22 protein-coding genes are annotated in these 22,692 nt (G+C 66.1%); 6 read left to right on the top strand and 16 right to left on the bottom strand.

The window, feature by feature from the left end:
* Positions 1 to 77 precede the first annotated feature (77 nt).
* The 3 genes from F8237_RS04870 to F8237_RS04860 all read right to left on the bottom strand — a co-directional run bounded on the left by F8237_RS04870 (position 78) and on the right by F8237_RS04860 (position 3,257).
* The gene (locus F8237_RS04870; protein WP_151642656.1) at positions 78 to 1,508 is read right to left on the bottom strand and encodes a TolC family outer membrane protein; all 1,431 of its coding nucleotides are present in this window, start codon (positions 1,506 to 1,508) and stop codon (positions 78 to 80) included.
* Positions 1,509 to 1,696: 188 nt separating this feature from the next.
* Complete coding sequence (locus tag F8237_RS04865) at positions 1,697 to 2,476, bottom strand: enoyl-CoA hydratase (protein WP_151642655.1); 780 nt, start codon at positions 2,474 to 2,476, stop codon at positions 1,697 to 1,699.
* Between the two features lie 127 nt (positions 2,477 to 2,603).
* The gene (locus tag F8237_RS04860; RefSeq protein WP_151642654.1) at positions 2,604 to 3,257 is read right to left on the bottom strand and encodes a hypothetical protein; all 654 of its coding nucleotides are present in this window, start codon (positions 3,255 to 3,257) and stop codon (positions 2,604 to 2,606) included.
* Between the two features lie 290 nt (positions 3,258 to 3,547).
* On the opposite strand from F8237_RS04860, the gene F8237_RS04855 reads away from it, so the two are divergent.
* A complete protein-coding gene (locus F8237_RS04855; RefSeq protein WP_151642653.1) occupies positions 3,548 to 4,093 on the top strand; it encodes a sigma-70 family RNA polymerase sigma factor in 546 nt (181 codons plus the stop codon).
* A gap of 2 nt (positions 4,094 to 4,095) precedes the next feature.
* Positions 4,096 to 4,734, top strand: a complete 639-nt coding sequence (locus F8237_RS04850; RefSeq protein WP_151642652.1) for an NrsF family protein — start codon at positions 4,096 to 4,098, stop codon at positions 4,732 to 4,734.
* 16 nt (positions 4,735 to 4,750) lie between these two features.
* Here F8237_RS04850 and F8237_RS04845 read toward each other — a convergent pair whose 3' ends face one another.
* Both F8237_RS04845 and F8237_RS04840 read right to left on the bottom strand, forming a co-directional pair.
* Positions 4,751 to 5,851 (bottom strand): DUF2336 domain-containing protein, encoded by a 1,101-nt coding sequence (locus tag F8237_RS04845; protein ID WP_151642651.1) that lies wholly within the window; start codon positions 5,849 to 5,851, stop codon positions 4,751 to 4,753.
* Between the two features lie 63 nt (positions 5,852 to 5,914).
* A complete protein-coding gene (locus F8237_RS04840; protein ID WP_151642650.1) occupies positions 5,915 to 7,072 on the bottom strand; it encodes a GGDEF domain-containing protein in 1,158 nt (385 codons plus the stop codon).
* A gap of 441 nt (positions 7,073 to 7,513) precedes the next feature.
* On the opposite strand from F8237_RS04840, the gene F8237_RS04835 reads away from it, so the two are divergent.
* The 4 genes from F8237_RS04835 (at position 7,514) to F8237_RS04820 (ending at position 11,731) form a co-directional block, all read left to right on the top strand.
* Complete coding sequence (locus F8237_RS04835) at positions 7,514 to 8,083, top strand: sigma-70 family RNA polymerase sigma factor (protein WP_008140099.1); 570 nt, start codon at positions 7,514 to 7,516, stop codon at positions 8,081 to 8,083.
* Complete coding sequence (locus tag F8237_RS04830) at positions 8,080 to 8,775, top strand: hypothetical protein (RefSeq protein WP_151642649.1); 696 nt, start codon at positions 8,080 to 8,082, stop codon at positions 8,773 to 8,775. Before F8237_RS04835 ends, F8237_RS04830 begins: the two co-directional genes overlap by 4 nt.
* 15 nt (positions 8,776 to 8,790) lie before the next feature.
* Positions 8,791 to 10,503, top strand: coding sequence for a S8 family serine peptidase (locus F8237_RS04825; RefSeq protein ID WP_151642648.1), 1,713 nt, complete (start codon positions 8,791 to 8,793; stop codon positions 10,501 to 10,503).
* Between the two features lie 481 nt (positions 10,504 to 10,984).
* Positions 10,985 to 11,731, top strand: a complete 747-nt coding sequence (locus F8237_RS04820; protein WP_151642647.1) for a TIGR03809 family protein — start codon at positions 10,985 to 10,987, stop codon at positions 11,729 to 11,731.
* A 124-nt stretch (positions 11,732 to 11,855) separates the two neighbouring features.
* Here the strand turns inward: F8237_RS04820 and F8237_RS04815 are convergent, their stop codons facing one another.
* The 11 genes from F8237_RS04815 to scpA all read right to left on the bottom strand — a co-directional run bounded on the left by F8237_RS04815 (position 11,856) and on the right by scpA (position 22,684).
* Entirely contained in the window at positions 11,856 to 12,152 is a 297-nt protein-coding gene (locus tag F8237_RS04815; RefSeq protein WP_151642646.1) for a GIY-YIG nuclease family protein, read from the bottom strand.
* A gap of 248 nt (positions 12,153 to 12,400) precedes the next feature.
* Positions 12,401 to 13,771 (bottom strand): TIGR03808 family TAT-translocated repetitive protein, encoded by a 1,371-nt coding sequence (locus F8237_RS04810; protein WP_151642645.1) that lies wholly within the window; start codon positions 13,769 to 13,771, stop codon positions 12,401 to 12,403.
* Positions 13,772 to 13,965: 194 nt separating this feature from the next.
* Complete coding sequence (locus F8237_RS04805) at positions 13,966 to 14,613, bottom strand: pyroglutamyl-peptidase I (protein ID WP_151642644.1); 648 nt, start codon at positions 14,611 to 14,613, stop codon at positions 13,966 to 13,968.
* Entirely contained in the window at positions 14,610 to 15,596 is a 987-nt protein-coding gene (gene meaB, locus F8237_RS04800) for a methylmalonyl Co-A mutase-associated GTPase MeaB (protein WP_151650458.1), read from the bottom strand. The genes F8237_RS04805 and meaB overlap by 4 nt, the downstream gene beginning before the upstream one ends.
* Before the next feature lie 21 nt (positions 15,597 to 15,617).
* The gene (locus F8237_RS04795) at positions 15,618 to 15,962 is read right to left on the bottom strand and encodes a HepT-like ribonuclease domain-containing protein (RefSeq protein WP_151642643.1); all 345 of its coding nucleotides are present in this window, start codon (positions 15,960 to 15,962) and stop codon (positions 15,618 to 15,620) included.
* On the bottom strand, positions 15,963 to 16,277 hold the full coding sequence (locus tag F8237_RS04790) for a nucleotidyltransferase family protein (protein ID WP_151642642.1): 315 nt from the start codon (positions 16,275 to 16,277) through the stop codon (positions 15,963 to 15,965). It lies immediately after the preceding gene.
* Positions 16,278 to 16,370: 93 nt separating this feature from the next.
* Entirely contained in the window at positions 16,371 to 17,882 is a 1,512-nt protein-coding gene (locus tag F8237_RS04785; RefSeq protein ID WP_151642641.1) for a tripartite tricarboxylate transporter permease, read from the bottom strand.
* A gap of 4 nt (positions 17,883 to 17,886) precedes the next feature.
* Positions 17,887 to 18,381: a tripartite tricarboxylate transporter TctB family protein gene (locus tag F8237_RS04780; RefSeq protein WP_151642640.1), complete on the bottom strand. Its 495-nt coding sequence runs from the start codon at positions 18,379 to 18,381 to the stop codon at positions 17,887 to 17,889.
* 192 nt (positions 18,382 to 18,573) lie between these two features.
* Entirely contained in the window at positions 18,574 to 19,566 is a 993-nt protein-coding gene (locus tag F8237_RS04775; protein ID WP_151642639.1) for a tripartite tricarboxylate transporter substrate binding protein, read from the bottom strand.
* A 131-nt stretch (positions 19,567 to 19,697) separates the two neighbouring features.
* Positions 19,698 to 20,453 carry an RsiV family protein gene (locus F8237_RS04770; protein ID WP_151650457.1) on the bottom strand — a complete coding sequence of 252 codons (756 nt, stop codon included), beginning with the start codon at positions 20,451 to 20,453 and terminating at the stop codon, positions 19,698 to 19,700.
* A 74-nt stretch (positions 20,454 to 20,527) separates the two neighbouring features.
* Positions 20,528 to 22,684 carry a methylmalonyl-CoA mutase gene (scpA, locus tag F8237_RS04765; protein ID WP_151642638.1) on the bottom strand — a complete coding sequence of 719 codons (2,157 nt, stop codon included), beginning with the start codon at positions 22,682 to 22,684 and terminating at the stop codon, positions 20,528 to 20,530.
* Positions 22,685 to 22,692 lie beyond the last annotated feature (8 nt).

The following is a 22,692-nucleotide window of genomic DNA, read 5'->3' as shown; positions in this document are numbered from 1 at the left end:
AGGCGTGAGCAGGCCTTCGATAGCCCAACTGTCAACGATGCGATCTTCGCAAAAGCAGGAAGAGTGAATTTCGGCGCCTACTGTCCCGACGGCGTGCGCAGGCCGTGCCAGGCATCGCGGACCTGCTGGTAGTGCACTTCGGGCAGGTAGTCCGGCGTGTTCAGGCTCAGGGTCTTGACGTCGAGATGGCCGACTGCGCTGAGCAGCGTGTAGGAGGCGATGACGCGGTCGCGCAGCGCGCCGATCAGGCGGGCCTTGGCCTGGACCAGATCGGCCTGCGAGTTCAGCACGTCGACCGTGGTGCGCTGGCCGCCTGCGGCTTCGCGCTGCACGCCCTGGAGCGCGACTGTCGCAGCCTTGACTTCGGACTCCGAGGCCGAGACCGCGATCTTGGCGCCTTCATTGGCAACCCACGCGCTGGTCGCGGCGGTGCGTGCCTGGCTCCGCACCTGGTCGAGCACGAGCCGGCTCTGCGCCGTGATCTCCTTGGCCTGCCGGGTCTGCGAGGCGGCCTGGCCGCCGTCATAGATCGGCGCGGTGACGTTGGCGACGATCGAGGCCTGGTCGGAGGCGCGGGTGCCCAGCGTCGGGTCGTTGTCGCGGCTGCGGCTGGCGCTGCCCTGCAGGCTGGCGCTTGGCAGCAACGCGCCTTCGGCGACGCGGATGTTGGTCGAGGCGACATCGACGTCGAAGCCCGCCGCCATCACCGCCGGGTGCTGGCGGATCGCCATCGTCAGCGCGTCCTCGCGGCTCTTCGGCAGATAGCGATCGACGACTTCGGCGGCCCGAAGCTGCGATGGTGCGTTGCCGATTACCTGCGCGTAGATCGCCTGGCTCACCGCGAGCGCGACTTCCGCGGCGTTGAGATCGGCGAGCCCGCGGCTCAGACGGGCCTCGGCCTGCGCGCTGTCGGTCGGCGTGACGTCGCCGGCGTTGAGGCGGCGCTGGGTGACCGAGAGCGTCTCGCGCAGGAACGCGACGTTGGAGCGTTGCGCCTCGACCAGCGATTGGTTCGCCAGCACGTTGGTGTAGGCGGTGACCGCGTCGAGCAGCACGCCCTGGCCGACATTGCGCAGCGCCTCGCGGCCGGACTGTACCTGGAGCTCCGCGGCTCGCACGTTGTTGGCGGTACGGAAGCCGTTGAACAGCGTCTGCGTCACGGTGACGCCAATCACCCACGGCTTCAAATTCGCGGTCTGGATGGTGTTGTCGGGCAGCAGATTGCGAACCGATTGCAGGCCGGCGCTGAGGCTCGCCACGATCTGCGGCCGGTAGCCGGCCAGTGCCTGCGGCACGTTCTCGTCGGTCGCGCGTTGCCGTGCGCGCTCGGCGTTGAGCTGCGGATTGGTCTGGTAGGCCTTGGCGAGCGCCTCGGGCAGGGCTTCCGCCCGTGCGGCGGCGGGCAGGGCGCAACAGAGCGCCAGCGCGGTCCATGTCGCAAGCACAGGACCCACGCCCGATCGACGCCGCGTCATCACGCGACCAGCTCTGGCGGCACGCCCAATCATGTAATCCCGCAAAACCCCGGCTGTCCGCCCCCGCCGACGGTGGCCTCTTAACTGTTTAACCAGCCAAGGTCCCGCATGCAAACTGCCGCGGGGATAACCCCCATGTATTCCGTGCTTGTTGCAGGTGCGTCACAGCATTTTTGCGGGAAGACGCTGGAGCCTTACACCAGCCTGACCGCTCGCCGGTATTACCGGTTCTTGTTCACCGGCTTGCGCTTCTCGATAAAGGCGGCCATGCCCTCGGAGCGGTCTTCCAGCGCGAATGTCGCGTGGAACAGGTTGCGCTCGACGCTCATGCCCTCGGCGAGCGTGGTCTCGAAGGCGCGGTTCACCGCCTCCTTGGCCATGGCGACCGCGGGCCGCGACATCGCGGCGATCTTCTCGGCTGCGGCCATGACTTCGTCCATCAGCTTGTCTGCGGGCACGATGCGACTGACGAGGCCGCTGCGTTCGGCTTCGGCCGCATCCATCATGCGGCCGGTGAGGCAGAGGTCCATGGCCTTGGACTTGCCGATCGCGCGGGTCAGGCGCTGGGTACCGCCGATGCCGGGAATGGTGCCGAGCGTGATCTCGGGCTGGCCGAATTTGGCGGTGTCGGCGGCGATGATGAAGTCGCACATCATGGCGAGCTCGCAGCCGCCGCCGAGCGCGTAGCCCGCGACCGCGGCGATGGTGGGCTTGCGACAGCGCGCGACGCGATCGCCGCCGATCGCGGCGAAATCCTCCGAGAACATGTCGATGAAGCCCTTCGGCTGCATCTCCTTGATGTCGGCGCCGGCGGCGAAGGCCTTTTCGCTGCCGGTCACGACGATGCAGCCGATTGCGTCATCGCCCTCGAGATCGTCGACGGCCGCCGCAATCTCGCGGAAGACGCCGAAGGAGAGCGCGTTGAGCATCTTCGGCCGGTTCAGCTTGATGATTCCGACCGCACCGATGGTTTCGACGATGATATGTTCGAACGTGCTCATGCTCCACCCACGCTTTTGATTGAGCGGGCAATGTGCCCGCTGGCGCGGTGGGCTTCAAGGGGCCAACAGCCGCCGGAACGCGTGACGAGCTGCGCGTTCCGGACGAGGCCGGTGATCAGGCCAGAAACTAGGCCAAGAACATCCGCGCGGCGGAGGCCAGCGTTAGCAGCGTGCCCACGCCGATGAAGATCTTGCCGATCAGGGAGCTCTGGTCCCAGGCCGAGCTTTGGCTGCTGGCCATGACCGGAGCGGGCCGCGGCTGCGCGTCGGTTGCGGCAACCACCGCCTTCTGCGCCTGCGGGTTGTCCTGTTGCAGGGCGCGGTCGATGTCGTTGAGCTGGTCGGGCGCCACCACCTGCGTCTCGGCATCGGGGGCGGCGGTATTATCGGATGCTGCCTGCACATTGTCATTGGCGCGGGCCGTCATCGCGGAAGCCGCGGTCGGCGTGTCGGCGGCGGCGAGCTGCGCATTGGCGTTGGCGACGTCCGGCGGCATCTGGCTGGAGCCCGGCGCGTCGTCCGTCCTGGCCTCGTCAGGCTTGGCCGCAGCGTCCTTCCTGTCGGCCTTGTCGTCGGATGATTTCTGCGCCGTCTTGCTCCCGCTGCGGCGGTGCGAATAGGAGCGCCGCTGCTTGCCGGATTTGACGACGTCCGCCTGTTTGCTCGCACCGTCCGCCCTGGAGCTCGCGGCCGAGCTCGGTGCGGCCTGCGCGGCGCCGCCGAACAGCACGAATACAGCGGCAGTAAGAAGCAATGCCGCACGCCTGCTGGCTTTCAACATGTTGACGATCTCCCCGATTACGCCATCCCGGGAGCGAACAGAGACCCCGGTGCATGACGACACCGGGGCAAAAAATGGGAATCTTCGGGCTACACTTGGCGAAAACGGGGCAAGCCGCCTCCCGCGGCCGGCCGCCGGGTGCGGACGAGGCCGATCGATGTTATGAGCCGTCGGGGGTCTTGCGGCTGCCTCGGAACGCAGGCGCCACGCATTGATCACGAGTTCGTGATAATGCGTGCGCCAGCGTAACAAATTGAAAGAGCGGCCGAATTGCATGGTGAGGGGCGCGCGTGCGCGGACGTGAGGACGAGTGGACCGACCTGATGCGGTCGGCCATGGCAGGCGATGACGCGGCCTATCATCGCCTGTTGAAGGCGGTCACGCCGGTGCTGCGCGCTGCCGCGAGGCGGGGCCTGGCGCGGGCCGGGCAGCCTCCCGACCAGGCCGAGGATATCGTGCAGGAGATTCTGTTGGCGGTGCATCTGAAGCGGCACACCTGGGACAGCGAAGCCCCCTTCGCGCCGTGGCTGTTCGCGATCGGCCGCAACAAGCTGATCGATACGCTGAGGCGGCGGGGCAGGCGGATCTTCGTCGACATCGACGATTTCGCCGAGACGCTGCCGGGCGAGATGCCGGAGGAGACGGCCTCGGCGGCCGAGGTCGCGACGCAGCTCGGCACGCTGCCGCAGCGCCAGCGCGACGTGTTGCAGTCGATCGCGGTGGAGGCTGCCTCCATCAAGGACACGGCTGCGAAGTTTTCGATGAGCGAAGGCGCGGTGCGGGTCGCACTGCATCGCGGACTTGCGGCGCTGACCGCCAAACTGCGGGACCACTAGTCATGGATACCGATCAACTCATTCGCACTCTCGCGGCCGACAACGCCCATCGCGCGCCGCGCGTCGGCGCCATGCTGACCATGGCGCTGCTGGTGGCCGCGCCCTTGTCTATCCTGATCTTCGCGACGTTCCTCGGCGTTCGGTCCGACGTGATGAGCGCGATGCATAATCCGTTCTTCGACATGAAGTTCGCGGTCACGCTGTCGCTCGCGATCCCCGCGATCATCGTCAGCCTGCATCTGTCGCGCCCCGAAGCCCTGATGCGCGGCTGGGGCTGGCTGCTGCTGTTGCCCGTCGGCCTGCTTGCGGTCGCGATCGGCGGCGAGGCGATGATGGCGCCGGCGATGCCGATGACGATGCGGTTGATGGGCAAGAATTCCAGGGTCTGCCTGCTTGCGATCCCGGCGATGTCGCTGCCGCTGCTTGCCGGCGCGCTGTTCGGCCTGCGTCACGGCGCGCCGTCGCACCCCGCGCTCGCCGGTGCGCTCGCCGGCCTGGTGTCGGCCGGCCTCGCCGCGACGCTCTACGCCTCGCACTGCACCGACGACTCGCCGCTGTTCGTCGCGACCTGGTACACGCTTGCGACCGCGCTCGTGGCCGCGGTGGGAGCGCTCGTGGGTTCGAAAGTCCTGCGCTACTGAACGTCGCCCCGGCGGCTCAGGCCGCCGACGTCGTGCTCTGCATGCGGTGGAAGCGCAGCACCTGCTGCGCGGTCGATGAGCGCAGGGCCTCGTAGGTATCGCGCAGCGTCAGCATGTCGGTCTGCGAGCCGCCTGAGAGCTTCTCGCGCATGGCGACGATCGCGCGCACGCTCGACCATTGCATGCCCGCGACCTTGGCCAGGATCATCACGCCCTCGGTGCGGCTCTCGATCATCATGGTCTCGGCGGTCTCGACCGCGACGCCTGCGAGCGCGGCGAGCCCCGCATTGGTCTCGTCGAACTTGCCCTGCTCCGCAAAGGTCGTGACCTGCGATTCGTCGAGACGGCCGTCCTCGTGCAGCGATTTCACCAGCGCGCGCGCCATTTCGGTCTGCCGGGTCATGGCGGCGGCGCGGACGCGCTGGGCTGCCTGCTGGACCGCGCTCGAAACTTCGTCAGCGAGCTCCGGATGCGCGGCCTCCAGCTTCCTGCGCACGCTCAAGGAGGCCTTCGCAATCAGCTTCAGGTAGTGATGGCGTGGCAAATAGGGCCGCAGGCCGATGCAGGTGGCAAGGTCGTCGTCGCGTTCGGCGCGTGTGACGAGATCGGTGAGACTTCCCTCGGAGAGCTGTGCGCCCGGGTTGCTGACGGTCGATTGCACCACGTCTTCGTTGCCGCGAGTCACCAGCACGTCGGTCAGCGCTTCCGACAGCACTCGCCGCAGCGAGATCGCCTTGAGATGCGCCTGGCCGCGCGTGCGCGCGATCTCCATCAGGGTCGCCTCGTCCACCCGTTCCGATGTCGACAGCACGGGGCCGGCGACTTCGATGACCTCGTCGAGCGCGAGCGTGCGGATGATTTTCGGCGGCGCCGCTGCGATCGGCGCGAGACGGTCGGCGAGCAGCGCTCTGGCCGACGTCTCGATCTGCTCGACCAGGCAGTGAAATACGTCGTCGAACACGCCGGTGTGCTCGTCGGAATAATCTACCGCGTTGCCAATGAAGAGATCGGTGACGCGGCGCAACGTCTCGACCCGGCGTGCGACGGTGCCGTGCGAGAGCGCTGCCTGCAATTCCTCCAGCAGGTTCTTGGATGATTTGGCGGATCTGGATCTCATGGCCCTGTCCTGGAACGTTCGATCCGGCAGCGGCTTCTGACGCGCCGGAAGAAAATGAATAGGTCAGCTCGTTGCAATTCGGTTGCGCCCTTGCGCCTTGGCGGAATAGAGCGCGCCGTCGACGCGCGCGAGAAACGTGTCGGCAGTATCATTGTCGCGTAGCGTGGCGACGCCGGCGGAAATGGTGACGTGCATGCTCGGAGAAAATGCGCTCCAGTCGAGATCGGCGACGATCCCGCGGAGCCGCTCGAGCATGCGTTGCGCGGCGTCGCTCGTGGTGTCCGGCAGCAGCAGCAGGAATTCCTCGCCGCCATAGCGGCCAAAGCTGTCGGTCGGGCGGATGTTGGCGAAGATGGTGATCGCAAAGGTGCGCAGCACTTCGTCGCCGGTCGGGTGGCCGTGGGCGTCGTTGATGCGCTTGAACCAGTCCAGGTCGATCAGCGCGATCGCGCAAGGTGTGGAGTCCTGCCGTGACTTCTCGATCTCTGTGTCGAGAAGGCGCATGATGCAGCGGCGGTTATAGGAACCCGTGAGCTCGTCGAGCTCGGCAAGCTCCTCGATGCGCTTGTAGGCTGCTTTCAGCTCGATGCTGCGCTGGTACAGGATCTTGCGCAGCGTGGCGCCGAACAGGCCGAGGAAAGCGCATTGGCCGATCACCAGCACGAAGCACAGCATCGAGGCGGTCCGCTGGAGCCTCGTCGCAACGGGCATGCCGATCGGCAGGTCGGAGGCGAGGAAGACGGCAGCGAGGCCGGTGGCTGCGAATGCCCAGGTGAGCATGGCTTGGGCGGAGGTCATGCGCAGCGTGCCGAACGCGAAGATCAGGAACAGAACGCTGATGAAGGAGATGCCGATCGTCGGCACCGACACCAGGAAGACGAACTGCAGCGCCATGTGCGCGGAGATCTGGAACACCGTGAGATAGTGGTCGGTCGACCTGTCACCGACGCCGGCTTCCGACATCACGACGAAGATGCCGATGATCGAGAGGCCGCCGACCCAGAACAGCGACGCCACGTGCATCGGAACGGTGCCGTCGAAGCCGTAGAGCAGCAGGACGAAGGCGCCGAGCGAGTAGCTCACGACCTGGCCGACATACATCTGGCGGCGCTGCCGGGTCCGGCGTGCCAGCACCAGGGGCGCGGCGACCTCGGGCGCGAGCACGAGATCCGCGACCTCAGCGGCATTCCTCTCCGGAAGGGACGTCGCGGCCGTGCTCATGGTCTCGCCGGTGGTGGATGTCAGCCCGAAAATCTACGTGGCAAGCCTTTAGGTTTGGTATCCTTTGAAGCCGAATCCGAACCGTGTAGCGCAGTACAGGATGACATTGACCGGCGGAGGGGAATTTCGTCGGCGATTAGGCATCGTTTGCGATGCCGTCGAGCCAAAGCGGGGCTTCGTGAGACATATGTGCTGCAAGGCTGCTATTGAACCGAACTTGGTCGCGCCGCCCGTGCCCGGAGGGCACTCCGCAGGAAAGTGCTTCAGTATTATGTTACCGATCTGGATCCAGGCAGCCAGCCCCCGCGGGTGGGACGAAAGAAATACGCGTATGTGGGGTAGATCACACGGGCCCCCGTATGACTGCGGTAGGCTGAAGAATCTCGTACCTCCCGTCGAACCGTCCGCCGCTCTGACCCGACCAACTTTGCGAGACGGGCATTGAGCGTGACACAAGCGGCTTCGGACGAGGTCCTGATCGCCAGGATCGCTCAAGGTGACCGGCTCGCCATGCAGGTGCTGTACGGGCGGCATCATGTCAGGGTGTATCGGTTCGGGCTGAGGCTCGTGCGGGACGAGCAGGCGGCGGAGGACCTCATCAGCGAGGTGTTTCTGGACGTCTGGCGTCAAGCCGGCAAGTTCGAGGGCCGATCCGCCGTTTCCACCTGGCTGCTGGCAATCACCCGATTCAAGGCCCTGTCTGCGCTCCGGCGCAGGAAGGACGTTGGGTTGGACGACGAGGCTGCCAACGCGATCGAGGATTCGTCCGACGATCCGGAAATCGCGGTGCAGAAAAAGGATACGAGTGAAGCGTTGCGGGAGTGTCTGACGGGCCTCTCGCCGGACCATCGGGAAATCGTCGATCTCGTCTACTACCACGAGAAATCCGTGGAAGAGGTGGCCGAAATCGTCGGGATACCGGAGAACACCGTGAAGACGCGCCTCTTCTATGCGCGCAAGAAACTGGCCGAACTGCTGAAGGCAGCCGGCGTTGAGCGAGGCTGGCCATGATGGCATTGAGCAAGAAGATGCTGGAGCAAGAGCCCAGTGAAATTGAGATGCTGCTGCCCTGGCACGCAGCCGGCACGCTGAACGCGCGCGACGCCCGCCGCGTCGAGGAAGCGCTGGCGCGCGATCCGACGCTTGCGAAGCAATATGCCGCGATCCGGGGCGAATACGAAGAGACCATCCATCTGAACGAGAGCCTCGGGGCTCCGTCGGCCCGCGCGATGCAGAAGCTGTTCGCCGCGATCGACGCCGAGCCGGCGCGGGCGATCACGTCGCTGCCGCTGTCGGCGCGTATCTCGACCTTCTTTGCGAGCCTGTCGCCGCGCGCGCTGGCCTGGTCGGCGGGCCTGGGTGCCATCGCGCTGCTGCTGCAGGCCGGCATCATCGGCGCGGTGCTGATGAAGACCCAGACCGCGACCTTCCAGACCGCCTCGCTCTCGACCAGCTCGTCGATCACGCGCGAGCTCGGGGCTGCCGCTGCACCGGCGCGCGCGCTGGTGCGCTTCACGCCCGAGGCGCGCGTCGGCGACATCACCGCGCTGCTCGACAGCTACCAGGCTTCGATCATCGGCGATGCCAAGGGCGGCATGTTCCGTCTCCAGTTCGACCGGGCGATGAGCCAGGACGAACTCACCTCGCTGCTTGGCAAGATGTCGCGCGAGAAGTTCGTCAACCTCGCCGTTGCGTCGCCGTAGGGCGGCGCTGAACCGATGACACGCGAGTCCGAGAGTGGGGCAAGATCCGGGGCCTACGCTTCGTCGGTCGGAGCTGGATTGCTGCTTGCTGCCTGTCTTGGCGTCGAGGTCGCGCAGGCGCAGGCGATCATGCGCACGCCCACGATCAGCGTCCCAACACGCACGCCGACCATTTCTCCCAGCATCGCTGCGCGCACCAGTCCAGGCGTGGCCGCCAGAGCAGTGTCCGTTGACCGTGGCCCGCCCACCATCGCCGCCACGACGCCCCGGATCTCGGCGCGGATGGCCCCGACGCCGGTGCTGCCCTATGCGCGCTATTCGCCGAACCTCTATCCGGCCTGCACCGCGCCCTATCGAGACGCCGCCGGCGAGTGCCTGGCGCAGCCGGATGCAGATGGCGACGGCACCGGAAAGTCCGGCAAGAAGAGCGCCGGCAACGGCCGCCGCAACAACACGCCGGTTGCCGTGAACCTGCGGACCTTCGCAGGCGAATTCGTCGCCGAGATCGACAGCGCGCTGTCGCCGACTGAGGCCGACGAGCTGGCGCGCCGGCACGGCCTGACGCGCGTCTCATCCGAGAATTTTCCGCTGATCGGGGCCACCATCGGCCTGTTCCGCATCACCGACGGCCGGCCGTCCGAGACGGTGCGGCGCGAGTTCGCCGCCGACGGCAGCGTGCGCTCGGTCCAGCCGAACTTCCGTTATGTGCTCCAGGACCAGAAATCGTCCGTGCCGATCGAAGGCGACCCCGCGCAATATGCGCTGGCCAAGCTTCGCCTGCCGCAGGCGCATACTTTGGCGCACGGCGCCAACGTGACGGTTGCCGTGATCGATTCCGGCATCGATGCCAGGCATTCCGAGCTCGCCAATTCCATCGCCGACAATTTCGATGCGCTCGGCAGCACCGAGGGCCCGCACGTCCACGGCACCGGCATCGCCGGGGCCATCGTGGCGCATGCCAAGCTGATGGGCAGCGCGCCCGAGGCGCGCATCATCGCCATCCGCGCCTTCGGCGGCACCACGGGCGGGGCCCAGAGCTCGTCCTACGTCATCCTGCGCTCGCTCAACTACGCCGCCGAGCACGGCGCGCAGATCGTCAATATGAGCTTTGCGGGCCCCAAGGATGCGGTGATCGAGCGTGCCATCGCCGCGACCGCCGGGCGCGGGCTCGTGCTGATCGCGGCGGCGGGCAACGCAGGCGCCAAATCGCCGCCGCTCTATCCCGCCGCCAATCCCAACGTGATCGCGGTCAGCGCGACCGACCAGCAGGACAAGCTTTTCACGGCGTCCAACCGCGGCAATTACATCGCGCTGGCGGCGCCCGGCGTCGACATCTTCCTGCCGGCGCCCGACGGCAAGTACCAGATGACCTCGGGAACCTCGTTCTCGGCGGCCTATGTCTCCGGCGTTGCCGCGCTGCTGCTCGAGCGCAATTACGCGCTGAAGCCGGAGGCGCTGCGCATGACGCTGGCGAAGACCGCGCGCGACCTCGGTTCTCCCGGGCGTGATGATCTGTTCGGCGACGGCGAGGCCGATGCTTTTGCCGCGGTCATGGCTGTTCCCGCCGACAGTGCGACGCCGGTCGCGGCGGCCTCCGGTACAACAAAACGTGAAGATGCCGAGAAGCGTCGCGACGAGCCCGGCGTTCGCGCCATCGAGCAACCCTCGTTGTCGAGCGCGGACGATAAACCCACGGTTTCTCAGGCGGATAGGTCGGCGACGCGATAGCGGCTGCGACAAGATTGCGCGCGCTGCGAAGGTTAAAAAATCGAACGCCGCATTGAACGTCCTGCCCGCTGCCACGACCAAATTATGTGGGAGCGGTCATCCCTCCCCATCAGTCATATTAGGCGCGAGCGCCCATCCACCCCAAGCGCCCATATGGCTCGACCCGTCCGGTTGTCCCCCCGGACGGGTCTTTTCTTTTGGGGCGTCTGTTTCTTTGAAGCCTGCCGATCGTTCAGCTTCCGGTTGAAAGATCGCGCCCGCGTTCATCGCAACCGCTCGGGCGGAATGCCGCACGTCCGCCATGCTTGCGCGAAGCTTGACTCGAAAACACAGCAAATCTCCGCACGACTACGGTGTTTCCGGGCGAACGCCTTGTCGTTGCTGGACAAGTCAAAACTTTTCCACAAAATATTCATGTCGCGTCTAAATTGATTCGTTTGCGTTGCGTCGCGTCCGTATTTTTTTCTCGACGGGCTGGTTCATGACACATCGCCAAGAGTCTATTAGCGGGTCTGTTCGTGCCGCGGCAGTCAGCCGTGAAGTTGCAGCACGCTGGTGCGCTCTCGCCGAGCAGCGGCTGGAGCATCTCTCCGAAATGTTCGAGACGGGACGCTGGCGCCGCTATCACTCCGAGATCGCATTCCTCGAAAACATCCAGGAAGCCAAGCGTGCCGTCCAGGCCTGGCGCGCGCTCGTCACCGGCGACGACGTCGCTGCGGCAGCTGCGCGGGTTACGCCCGCCTTTGGCTGGTCGCCGGCGGCAATGCCCCGCACGGCGCCGCGCGAGCAGCCCGCGCAGACCATGCAGCCGAAGGTCGTGCACATCGCCCCCGAGACCGCCGTGCCGGTCAGGCTCGATCCCAGGCCGGACGTCTTGGCCGAAATCACCGAAGCCCCGCTTGTCCCGATCACGCCGCCTGCGGCTCCTGCCGCGGTGGCCTTGTTCACGGCACCTGATGCCGTCGCACCGCTCAAGGCACCGGCTGCGAAGGCGCCGCTCACCGCACCCCTCGTAAGGCCGCCAGTCGCTGCACACGCTGCCATGGCGCCGTTCACCGCGCCGGCTGTGAAGCCACCGTCCACCAGGCCCGCCGCAATGGCGTCGCTGTTGCCCCAGTTCGCCCCCCCGGCCGCCGAAATCGTTACGGCCCCCGAGCGCGTCGTCGAATTCACCTTCAGCCTCGACGGCCTGGAAGCGAAGTACCCGCTGCTACGGAACGCGTTCTAACGTAAACGCTACCCAACCGTGCCCTCTTCCAACCCCGTCATCCTGAGGTGCGAGACATGTGATGCAACGCGTCACGTGGGGAGCCTCGAAGGATGAGCGGCCCAGACGCATCCCGGACAAACCCTTACTTCTTTTGCCGAGGCGCTCCCGCGCGCCGCCGCGCAAGCTGGCTCACAGACGCCCAATCCGAACGAATGAGCGCTTCCTTCTTGGCGCGGCTCCATCCTTTGAGCTGCCGCTCGGCCGCAATGCGATCGAAATGCTCCGACCAGACCAGGACGATCGGGCGCCGCGAATATGTATATCCGGGATAGGCGCCGGCATTGTGCTCGTCGATCCTCTTCGACGTGTCCTCGCCGGTGGCGCTTCCAATGTAGAAAGAACCATCTGCGCAACGCAGCATGTAGACATAGATGCCCACGACTTCATCCTTCGAGGCTCCCCGCGCAGTGCTGCGCGCCGCACGGCTCGCACCTCAGGATGACGGCAGTGGGCTTGTTGTCAATGTTTGACTCAGCAACGTTCGAGTCTGTGGCCGAGCTTGCTTCGATCTAAGCGGCGTCGGCCAAGCTCCGCTTCTCATCCCGTCATCCTGAGGTGCGAGACACGTGACGCAACGCGTCACGTGGAGAGCCTCGAGGATGAGCCGCCCGTCTGCCTGCCGCGCACCTAACGCCGTACCGCGTTCCCGCCGACCACGACCTGCGCAAACCGCTGCGCGCCGTCCGCCGACAGGTCCGAGGTCACCGCGCGCGCGTGATCGAGCCCGACCACGGCACCGCGCGGGGTTTCCGAGATCATGTTGTTGTTGATGAGCGCGGTGCCGGCGCCCGGCACCACGGAGACGCCGATTCCGGCCAGCGCCTTGCGGATCACGTTGCCTGATATCGCGACGTCGCGCAGATATTTGCCCCAGCCGGCGACGATGCCGTAGGACGGCGCGTTCTCGATCACGTTGCCGGTCACCGATGAATCAGCCTCGATATAGATGCCGACACCGGCATCGTCGTCGGGCGCGGTGCCGATCGGGCGTTTCGGGATCAGATTGCGGATGATGTTGCCCTGAACCACCGCGATGCGGCCGCCTTCGTTGAAATTGCAGACCGAGACCCCGACGGCAGCACCGTCCACGATGTTGTTGGCGATCACCGCAGCCTCGAACGCGAACTCCGAATAGAGCGCGACCTCGCGCACGTCGCTGACGCTGTTGCCTGATATGTGGATGTTCGAGGCCGAGTTGCCGCGCACGGCCGAGTAATCGCAGTTCCTGATGCGATTGTCGCGCACGATCACGTTGCCGGCGCGAAAGGCGTTGATGGCATTGCCATACTGGCCCGAGCCGCCGGGGCCGGCCTTGATGTCCTCGATGCGGTTGTCGGCAACCAGCGTGCCGTCGTCGCCGATCGCGGTGCGCAGGATCTCGATGCCGTTGTCGTTGGTGCCGGTGATGGTGTTGCGGGAGACGCTGAGGCCCCTGGCGTCGAACGAGACCACGGCCGTCACCGCGATGTTGGCAAGGATGTTGCCGGAGATGTCGCCGGACACCTGCTCGAGCCAGATGCCGCTGCCGCCGGAACCGGTGATCTCGCAATCGGTGATGCGGACGTCGCGGCCGCCGAGCACGTGGACCAGCCCGCGCCGCGTCGGCAGCGCAATGCCGCCGCCGTCGAAGCTGATGCCGGTGAGGCCGATCGAGTCCGAGCCGTCGCTCTGGATCACGGAGGCCCCGCCAGTGAAGACGAATTTCGTCGCGCCGCGCACGCCGATCAATTGCGCGCCATTCGGCAGCCGCAACAGCCCGGTGCGGTAGATGCCGGGCGGCAACGCCAGCGGCACCTGCGCGCGCGCGGCTTCGTCGATCGCGCGCTGCAGCGCGCGCGTCTGGTCCTCGCTGCTGCCGGGCCGCACGCCATATTGGGTCGCATCGCGGCCGAGCAGGGACGTCAGCGGCGCGGCCCGCGCGGCGTCGGCCGGCATGGCGAGCGCACCGGCGATGCCGGCGGTCGAGGCTCCGATGAGATGACGGCGGTTGAGATCCATGACGCGTCCTTCCGCGGACGCGGGACGTGTCCGCGGGGATTAGGTAGCGCAGGGCGGCTGTGGTCGTCAGGATTATTCGCGGTAGGGTTAAATGTTTACCGCAAGGCGAGGCGCCGTAGGGCTAACCCACCATGTCACCGCGAGTACGGAACCTGCCGATGCAGAAGAGGTGGATGACGCTGCGCTAATCCACCCTACGAAGCGCGCGCCTTCCGCGCCAATCCCACCAGCTCCATCAGCATCGCTTCGCCGGCATCCACCAACTCGTCCAGCGTGATCCGCGGCGCACCCTTGCGTCGCACCGCGCCGCTGCGCGCGAGCAGCGGAATATGGATGAACGCGGCAAGCTGTGGCCCGCCGGCCCTGACATTCCCGATCGCGCGCCAGCTCAGGTAATTGCAGAGATAGGCGCCGGCATCGCGCGAGGACCGCGCGTCGATGCCGGTGAGGCGCGCGGCGCGCAGCAGTTTTGCCGTGTGCGGGCCGAACGTCATCGCGTCCGCATGGCCGGCGATGCCGCGCTTGCTCGAGCGGGTGTTGGCGGCATCGGGCCAGAGCATGGTGACGGCGTTGCGCGCGCGGGTCTCGACGCGCAAATAGGACGTGCGGGAGGCGAGGCCGAACATCAGCAGCACATCCGGCTTCTCCTTTGCGAGCACCTCCGGCAATTGCCGGTCCACCGCGGCATAGGTCACCGGGAAGATATGGCTCGCGATCGCGACGTCGTCGAGCGCGGGGCGGCGCAGTTGCGCCAGCCGCGCGACCAGCGGCTGGGTCGGATTGTAGGGCGCGCCGGGGAACGGCCCGAAGCCGGTCAGGAGAATGCGCAGCTTCTGGCTCATTGCAGCAACTCCAGAATTTGCTCGGCGGCGATGGCCGGTGTTAGATGGCCTTCGGCGACCTCGGCTTCGATCTTTTTGACCTTCGTCCGCACCGAGGCCTCGCTCCGCAGCCGCGCCAGCATGCGCTGCTCCAGCATCGACCACATCCATTTCACCTGCTGCTCGCGTCGCCGCGCGGCGAAATCGCCGGACGCGTTCATCGCCTTGCGGTGATCCAGAACCTTCTGCCAGATTTTTGCGATGCCGTTGCCGGTCAACGCCGAATAGGTCTCGACCGGCGGATGCCAGTGCTCGGACCTCGGGCTGAGAATATGCAGCGCGCCGCGATAGTCGGCGGCGGTGACGTTGGCGCGCTTGAGGTTGTCGCCGTCGGCCTTGTTGATGGCGATCATGTCGGCGAGCTCGACCAGGCCTTTCTTGATGCCCTGCAACTCGTCGCCGCCGCCCGGCAGCATCAGGGCGAGGAAGAAGTCGGTCATGTCGCAGACCGCCGTCTCGGACTGGCCGATGCCGACGGTCTCGACCAGCACGACGTCGAATCCGGCGGCCTCGCAGAGCAGCATCGCCTCGCGCGTCTTGGCCGCGACGCCGCCGAGCGTGCCCGAAGACGGCGAGGGGCGGATGAATGCGTCGTCGGAGGCCGACAATCGCGCCATCCGCGTCTTGTCGCCCAGGATCGAGCCACCGCTGCGCGCCGAGGACGGATCGACCGCGAGCACGGCGACCTTGTTGCCCCGTTCGATCAGATAGGTGCCGAGGACGTCGATGGTGGTGGATTTGCCAACCCCCGGCGATCCCGTGATGCCGACGCGAAATGCCTTGCCGGTGTCGGGCAGCAGCATCTGCACCAGCTCGCGCGCCAGCGCCTGATGGTCGCTACGGCGGCTCTCGACCAGCGTGATGGCCCGAGCGAGGGCCGCGCGGCTGCCGGAACGGAGATCGCGGGCGAGGGATTTGATGTCGATGGATTTGCTGTTGGTCATCATTGTCTTCGCGTCCAGCCTCTAGCGGCTCGACATGCGAATGTGTCTCTCAGCGCAGGATTTCAACGGGGGAAGGTGGACTTGGATGATATCCCAAACGACCTCGGCTTTTGTCATGTGATAGGCGTGACGCAGCAGATTTCCGAAGTCGATCATCTTTCGCCAGTCGATTCCCGGCTCAGCTCGTTTCACGTCATCTGGAATAGATCTCGACGCCTCGCAGATGATCTCGAGAAGACGTTCGATTGCCAGCCGGGCAGTCTTTTCAGAGACGAATTTGTCGAATGTGAAGCCCTTCACGACACTTTCGATGTCCGTGATGGCTTCCAGAATATCTCGCAGTCGGTCTTCCAGGGTCGGCGGCATTCAGAATACCTCGACCAGATCATCTGCGATTCGCTCGGCGATGCGCGGCTTCAGCAGGTCCCGCATCGATATCTGGGCCTGAAGGCCGACTTGGTCTTCGATCAGGCTCACGGCCTTGAAGTAATCAAAACGTGGCTCTTCCCCATGCGGAGTCGTCTCGACCAGAACATCGAGATCGCTGTCAGGGCGCGCGTCGCCGCGCGCGCGGGACCCAAACAGGAACAGGCGATTGATGCCAGCAGCTTTCAAGGCGGGCGCAAGCTCCTTGAGCTTCCCGACGATTGTCTGGAGTGGAATATCTGCCACCTCGGTCATGACCGGACCCTAGCACAGGGCGGCCGCCCGGCCCAGCATGGCCGAGGCGGTCCGGTCGCCCCGGCCAGGCTGGCGAGGGCCACTCGCCCGGTATCACCTGCTTGTTGCCACCGCCGTCCGCACCGGTTTCACCTTGCGCCAGACCCACACCATCACCGGCCACAGCAGGGCGCCGATCGCCATGGCGGCGAGGATGGCGGCGACCGGGCGCTCGAAGAACGGCAGGATGCTGCCGTCGGACTTGATCAGCGACGTCACGAAAGCCTGCTCGACCATGGTGCCCATGACGATTCCGAGCACCATCGCAGCGACGGGATAGCCGTTCGCCTCCATCACGTAGCCGATCACGCCGAAGGCCGCGACGGTGACGACGCCGAACATGTTGTTGCCGATCGCGAACGAGCCGACCGCGCAGCACAGCATGATGATCGGCATCACCGTGGAGCGCGGTGCCAGCAGGATGTAGGCGGCGACCCGGATCATGGCGATGCCGAGCGGGATCATCAGGATGTTCGCGATGATGAACATCAGGTAGATCGCATACATGCTCGACGCCTTCTCGGTGAACAGCGTCGGGCCGGGATTGAGCCCCTTCATGTAGAGTACGCCGATCGCGATCGCGGCGATGGTGTCGCCGGGAATGCCGAACAGCAGCGAAGGCACCCAGCCCGAGGCGATGCTGGCATTGTTGCTGGCGCCGGCCTCGACCAGGCCCTCGACATGGCCGGTGCCGAACTTCTCCGGCTCCTTGGAGAAGCGCTTCGACATCGCGTAGGAGACCCAGGCGGCCATGTCGGCGCCGGCGCCGGGCAGCACGCCGATGATGATGCCGACGATGTTCCCGCGCGTCATCTGCCAATGGTACTTCTTGGTCAGCTTCCACTGGCCGGCCATGATGCTTCCGAACTTTCGTCGCGGCAGCGGCGGCGGTTCGGGCGTCAGCATCGCGCGCATCACCTGCGCCACCGCGAACACGCCGACCAGCGCCGGGATCGGCTCGATGCCGCCGAACAGATCGGTGAGGCCGAAGGTGAAGCGCGGCACGCCGCCGGGATTCTCGATGCCGATGCAGGACACCAGGAGGCCGAGGAACATGCCGGCGATCGCCTTCACCGGCGAGGAGCGCGCCACCAGCGTCGCGCACATCAGGCCCAGCAGCGCCAGCCAGAAATATTCGAAGGTCGAGAACGACAGCGCGACCTCGGCGAGCGGCGGCGCCAGAATCATCAGCGACAGCACGCCGGCGATGCCGCCGACGGCGGAGAACCAGACGCCGGCGCCGAGCGCCAGCTCGGCCTGGCCCTTGCGGGTCATGGCGTAGGCCTCGTCAGCATAGGCGGCGGAGGCGGGCGTGCCGGGGATGCGCAGCAGCGCGCCGGGGATGTCGCCGGAGAAGATCGCCATCGAGGACGCCGCGACGATGGTCGCGATCGCCGCGATCGGCGACAGATAGAAGGTGACGGGGACGAGCAGGGCGGTCGCCATCGTCGCCGACAGGCCGGGCAGCGAACCGATCACGAGCCCGTACACGGAGGCTGCGAACATCGCGATGATGACCTCCCAGGTGGAGATCAGCGCAAACGCTTCGATGAGGGTCTTCAGCATGGGGTCACCAGGGCGTCGGCAGCAGGCCGGCGGGAAGCGGCACGCGCAGGAGCTTGCCGAAGATGAGGTGGATGGCGAACGGGGAGAGCGCCGCGAGCGGCAGCGCCAGCTTCCACTTCGCCCCCAGCGCCGTCGAGGTCACATAGACCATGAGCGCAGCGGTGATGATGAATCCGAGCCGGTCGGCCGCGATCACGTAGAACAGCAGCAGCGCCGGCGGCAGCAGCGCGCGCAGGCCGTAGAGTTTGCTTTGCGGCGGCGGGGCCGCGGCAGTCTGGCCGTCCTCCAGCGGGATCAGCTCTTCCTCCTCCTCGAAGGTGTGGCCGATGCCGAATACGATCGCGAGCCCGCACAGCGCGAGCCCGATACCGATCACCAGCGGAAACACGTTGGGGCCGACCGGCTGCCCCGGCACCGGCGGCAGGATGTAGCCGCCATAGGCAGAAGCCGCACCGAGCGCGACGAGAAACGATCCCGTGACGGAGTCGGGAAGACGCATGGGAAAAGTCCTATGAGAGAAGATCTCCCTCGCCCCGCTTGCGGGGAGAGGGTCGGGGTGAGGGGGACTCTCCGCGAGGGCGGTGAGAGTTGGACTCGCGGAGAGTCCCCCTCACCCGGAATCCGCGCTTCGCGCGAATTCCGGCCTCTCGCCGCAAGCGGGGAGAGGCGATCAGCGCGTCGCAGGTGCAGATCACGCCTTGCTCAGGCCCGCGGCCTTCATCGCTTCGCCCATCTGGGCGTCGCCCTTGTCCATGAAGCTGCCGAACTGGCTGCCGTCGCCCCACACCGTGCCGAAGCCGCGATTGCTCATGAAGTCCTTGAACTCGGCGGAGTCGTAGACTTTCTTCAGCGCCGCGGTGAGCTTCGTTGCGAGCTCCGGCGGCAGGTTTTTGGGCGCGCCGATGCCGCGCCAGGCGCCGGTCGCGTAATCGATGCCCATCGCCTCCTTCAGCGTCGGCACGTCCTTGAAGATCGGGTTGCGTGCCGGCGCCATGATCGCAAGGCTCCTGGCTTTGCCGGCCTCGATGATCGCACGCGCTTCCGGCACCGAGCAGGTGGTGAGGTCGAGGCCGCCGGCGGCGAGATCCTGCATCGCGGGCGCCGCGCCGTTCGACGGTACCCAGGCAACCTGATTGGCCGGCAGGCCCATCGCCTGCATCCAGCCGACCAATGCCAGATGCCAGATGCCGCCCTGGCCGGTGCCGGAGGCCTTGAACTTGCCGGGAGGCGCGGCCTTGATGGCGTCGGCGAGCTCCTTCACCGTCTTGTAGGGCGAGGAGGAGGAGACCTGGATGCCCGGCGGGTCCTCGTTCATCAGCGCCAGCGGGGTATAGCTCCTCGGCGTCAGCTCGGTGAGGCCCTGCCAGTGCATCATCGAGATTTCGACGGTGAGCATGCCGATGGTGTAGCCGTCCGGCTGCGCGCTCGCGATCGCGGTGTGGCCGACCACGCCGGAGCCGCCGGTGCGGTTGACCACGTTGAAGGGCTGTCCGAGATCCTTTTCCAGCAGCGCTGCGACGATGCGCGCGGTCGCATCGGTGCCGCCGCCCGCGCCCCAGGGCACGATCACGGTGACCGGCCGGGCCGGATAGGCCTGTGCGCGCGCTGGTGTAAGGCCGAATGCGGCGGATGCTGCAGCCGCAACGGAAGAGGCCGCAAAGACGCGGCGCGTAATCTTGGACATCAATGCCTCCCAGCGGCGCCCGTGAAACCGGGCGCTCTTGTCAATGGCGGCATTCTAGTCGGCTTTGCCGGGTCGCTGCAAGGTAGCGCTACCACGGCGCTGTGAGCAACCTGTTGCTGCTCAGGACATGATCACTGCGGCGCGTCCACGTCCCCCTTCGGCCGCGCGCCGCCGAAGATGCGTGTGCCCTCTGGGGCGAGGTAGGGCTTCAGCGTTTCCCACGGCACGAATGCGACATATTCGCCCTCGGCATAGGGGCCGACTGCGTAGGGCGGATAGTGAAAGGTGAGGCCGGAGCTCTTGCCCGCTTCGGTCGACGGCGCGAGCGACACCGCGCCGATCTTGAGCAGGCTCGGCGCCACGCCCTTGAACCATTCGTCGGTCGCGGTCTCGCTGGTATCGCGCTTCTTCTTCTCGATTTTCAGCGAGGCGATCGCGGCCTTCGCCATCGCCTTCATGGTCGGGCCCTTGTCGACGGTCTCGGTGAAGAACGGGCGGATCGAGATGCGCTTGTTCTCGGCCTTGTCCCACAGGATCGTGTTCACGTCGGAATTGGGATGCGCCCCGCGGGTGTTCATGTAGTCGTTGCGCAGCACGCTGACATAGCGGTCGGCGACCACCGAGCGGACCGCATATTTGCGCTCGAAATCCCAGCCGCCGTCCTTGAAGAACTGCGGATCCTGCTTGCGCGCGGCGGCGGCCTCGGCTGCGTTCTTGTCGAGCCACTTCTTGCCCTCGGCCAGGCAGTCCGCCGCCAGCGCCGTATCGGCCTTGGTCCTGTCGTCGAGGAAGACCCGCGCCTCGATGCTCTTGGTCTTGATGACGGCGTCGGGCTTGGGGTCGGCGGCGTGGGTCGCACCCTGGAATGCGATGCAAGCCACGACCATGGCCAGCGCACGCACGAATGTTGGCGCGGAGAACATGACGCGTATCCTTTGTAATCCGGAGATCGGCGGCGGACTTACTCCGCCGCCTCGCTATGCCCGAGCCGGGCATTCAGCTTGTGGATCAGCTCCTCGGCCGCGTCCGCGATCACGGTTCCCGGCGGGAAGATCGCTTCGGCGCCGGCAGCGTAGAGCGCATCGTAATCCTGCGGAGGCACCACGCCGCCGACGATGATCATGATGTCGTCGCGGCCCTGCTTCTTCAGCGCGGCCTTCAGTTCAGGTACCGCGGTGAGATGGGCGGCGGCGAGCGAGGAGACACCGAGGATGTGGACGTCGTTCTCGACCGCCTGCCGCGCGGCTTCATCCGCGGTCGCGAACAGCGGTCCGATGTCGACGTCGAAGCCGATGTCGGCGAAGGCTGAGGCGATCACCTTCTGGCCGCGATCGTGGCCGTCCTGGCCGATCTTGGCGACCAGGATGCGCGGACGGCGGCCCTCGGCCTCCTCGAAGGCGTCGATCAGCGCCTGAACCTTCTCGACACGGTTGCCCATGCTGGACGCCTCCCGCTTGTAGACGCCGGTGATGGATTTGATCTCGGCGCGGTGCCGGCCGAACACCTTTTCCATCGCATCCGAAATCTCGCCGACGGTCGCCTTCGCCCGTGCCGCGTCGATCGCGAGCGCGAGCAGATTGCCGTTGCCTTCGCCGGCCGAGCGCGTCAGCGCGGCGAGCGCGGCGTCGACGTCCTTCTGGCTGCGTTCGGCCTTCAGCCGCGCCAGCTTGTCGATCTGCAGGCGCCGGACGTTGGTGTTGTCGACCTTGAGGATATCGATCGGCGCCTCATCGGTCGGCTTGTACTTGTTGACGCCGATCACCGCCTGCTTGCCGGCATCGATGCGGGCTTGGGTCTTGGCCGAGGCCTCCTCGATGCGCAGCTTCGGCACGCCGGCCTCGATGGCCTTCGCCATGCCGCCGAGCTCCTCGACCTCCTGGATGTGGCCCCACGCCTTGGCGGCGAGATCGCGCGTCAGGCGCTCGACATAATACGAGCCGCCCCACGGATCGATGATGCGGGTGGTGCCGCTCTCCTGCTGCAGGAAAAGCTGGGTGTTGCGGGCGATGCGCGCCGAGAAATCGGTCGGCAGCGCCAGCGCTTCGTCGAGCGCATTGGTGTGCAGCGACTGGGTATGGCCTTGCGTTGCCGCCATCGCCTCGACCGTCGTGCGCATCACGTTGTTGAAGACGTCCTGCGCGGTCAGCGACCAGCCCGAGGTCTGGCTATGCGTGCGCAGCGACAGCGAGCGTGGGTCCTTCGGATTGAACGGCTTCAGCAGCTTCGCCCACAACAGGCGCGCGGCGCGCAGCTTGGCAACTTCCATGAAGAAGTTCATGCCGATCGCCCAGAAGAACGACAGCCGCGGTGCGAAGCGGTCGACGTCGAGACCCGCCGCAATGCCGGCACGGAGATATTCGACGCCGTCGGCGAGCGTATAGGCGAGCTCGAGGTCCTGCGTCGCGCCGGCCTCCTGCATGTGATAGCCGGAGATGGAAATAGAGTTGTACTTCGGCATCTTCTGCGAGGTGTAGGCGAAGATGTCCGAGATGATCCGCATCGAGGGGGCGGGCGGATAGATATAGGTGTTGCGCACCATGAACTCTTTCAGAATGTCGTTCTGAATCGTCCCCGACAGCTTTTCCGGCGGCACGCCCTGCTCGCCCGCCGCGGCAACATAGAGCGCCAGGATCGGCAGCACCGCGCCGTTCATGGTCATGGACACGCTCATCTGGTCGAGCGGAATCCCCGCGAACAGCGTGCGCATGTCGTAGATGGAATCGATGGCAACACCGGCCATGCCGACGTCGCCGCCGACGCGCGGATGGTCAGAGTCATAGCCGCGATGGGTGGCAAGGTCGAAGGCGACCGAAAGGCCCTTCTGACCGGCAGCCAAATTGCGGCGGTAGAAGGCGTTGGAATCCTCCGCCGTGGAGAAGCCGGCATATTGCCGGACGGTCCAGGGCTGGTTGACATACATGGTCGGGTAGGGGCCGCGCAGGAAGGGCGCGATGCCCGGATAGGTCTCGAGGAAATCGAGCCCGGCCAGATCAGCCTCGCCATAGGCAGGCTTCACCAGGATGCCCTCGGGCGTCAGCCACGGCTCGGCGCTGCCCGTAGGAGACGCGGTTGCGATCCGTTCGAAGGCGATGTCAGCGAAGTCAGGAATGCGGCTCATGGTTTCAA

The sequence above is a fragment of the Bradyrhizobium betae genome (assembly GCF_008932115.1).
GTDB lineage: Bacteria > Pseudomonadota > Alphaproteobacteria > Rhizobiales > Xanthobacteraceae > Bradyrhizobium > Bradyrhizobium betae.
This window is presented reverse-complemented; position numbering and strand designations above follow the sequence as displayed.

Coding starts and splice junctions, on each gene's coding strand:
- scpA (WP_151642638.1), bottom strand. CDS start 22,684: ATGAGCCGCATTCCTGACTTCGCTGACATCGCCTTCGAACGGATCGCA.
- F8237_RS04825 (WP_151642648.1), top strand. CDS start 8,791: ATGACACGCGAGTCCGAGAGTGGGGCAAGATCCGGGGCCTACGCTTCG.
- F8237_RS04830 (WP_151642649.1), top strand. CDS start 8,080: ATGATGGCATTGAGCAAGAAGATGCTGGAGCAAGAGCCCAGTGAAATT.
- F8237_RS04845 (WP_151642651.1), bottom strand. CDS start 5,851: ATGAGATCCAGATCCGCCAAATCATCCAAGAACCTGCTGGAGGAATTG.
- meaB (WP_151650458.1), bottom strand. CDS start 15,596: ATGACCAACAGCAAATCCATCGACATCAAATCCCTCGCCCGCGATCTC.
- F8237_RS04775 (WP_151642639.1), bottom strand. CDS start 19,566: ATGTCCAAGATTACGCGCCGCGTCTTTGCGGCCTCTTCCGTTGCGGCT.
- F8237_RS04850 (WP_151642652.1), top strand. CDS start 4,096: ATGGATACCGATCAACTCATTCGCACTCTCGCGGCCGACAACGCCCAT.
- F8237_RS04820 (WP_151642647.1), top strand. CDS start 10,985: ATGACACATCGCCAAGAGTCTATTAGCGGGTCTGTTCGTGCCGCGGCA.
- F8237_RS04795 (WP_151642643.1), bottom strand. CDS start 15,962: ATGCCGCCGACCCTGGAAGACCGACTGCGAGATATTCTGGAAGCCATC.
- F8237_RS04870 (WP_151642656.1), bottom strand. CDS start 1,508: ATGATTGGGCGTGCCGCCAGAGCTGGTCGCGTGATGACGCGGCGTCGA.
- F8237_RS04790 (WP_151642642.1), bottom strand. CDS start 16,277: ATGACCGAGGTGGCAGATATTCCACTCCAGACAATCGTCGGGAAGCTC.
- F8237_RS04810 (WP_151642645.1), bottom strand. CDS start 13,771: ATGGATCTCAACCGCCGTCATCTCATCGGAGCCTCGACCGCCGGCATC.
- F8237_RS04860 (WP_151642654.1), bottom strand. CDS start 3,257: ATGTTGAAAGCCAGCAGGCGTGCGGCATTGCTTCTTACTGCCGCTGTA.
- F8237_RS04785 (WP_151642641.1), bottom strand. CDS start 17,882: ATGCTGAAGACCCTCATCGAAGCGTTTGCGCTGATCTCCACCTGGGAG.
- F8237_RS04770 (WP_151650457.1), bottom strand. CDS start 20,453: ATGGTCGTGGCTTGCATCGCATTCCAGGGTGCGACCCACGCCGCCGAC.
- F8237_RS04805 (WP_151642644.1), bottom strand. CDS start 14,613: ATGAGCCAGAAGCTGCGCATTCTCCTGACCGGCTTCGGGCCGTTCCCC.
- F8237_RS04780 (WP_151642640.1), bottom strand. CDS start 18,381: ATGCGTCTTCCCGACTCCGTCACGGGATCGTTTCTCGTCGCGCTCGGT.
- F8237_RS04865 (WP_151642655.1), bottom strand. CDS start 2,476: ATGAGCACGTTCGAACATATCATCGTCGAAACCATCGGTGCGGTCGGA.
- F8237_RS04840 (WP_151642650.1), bottom strand. CDS start 7,072: ATGAGCACGGCCGCGACGTCCCTTCCGGAGAGGAATGCCGCTGAGGTC.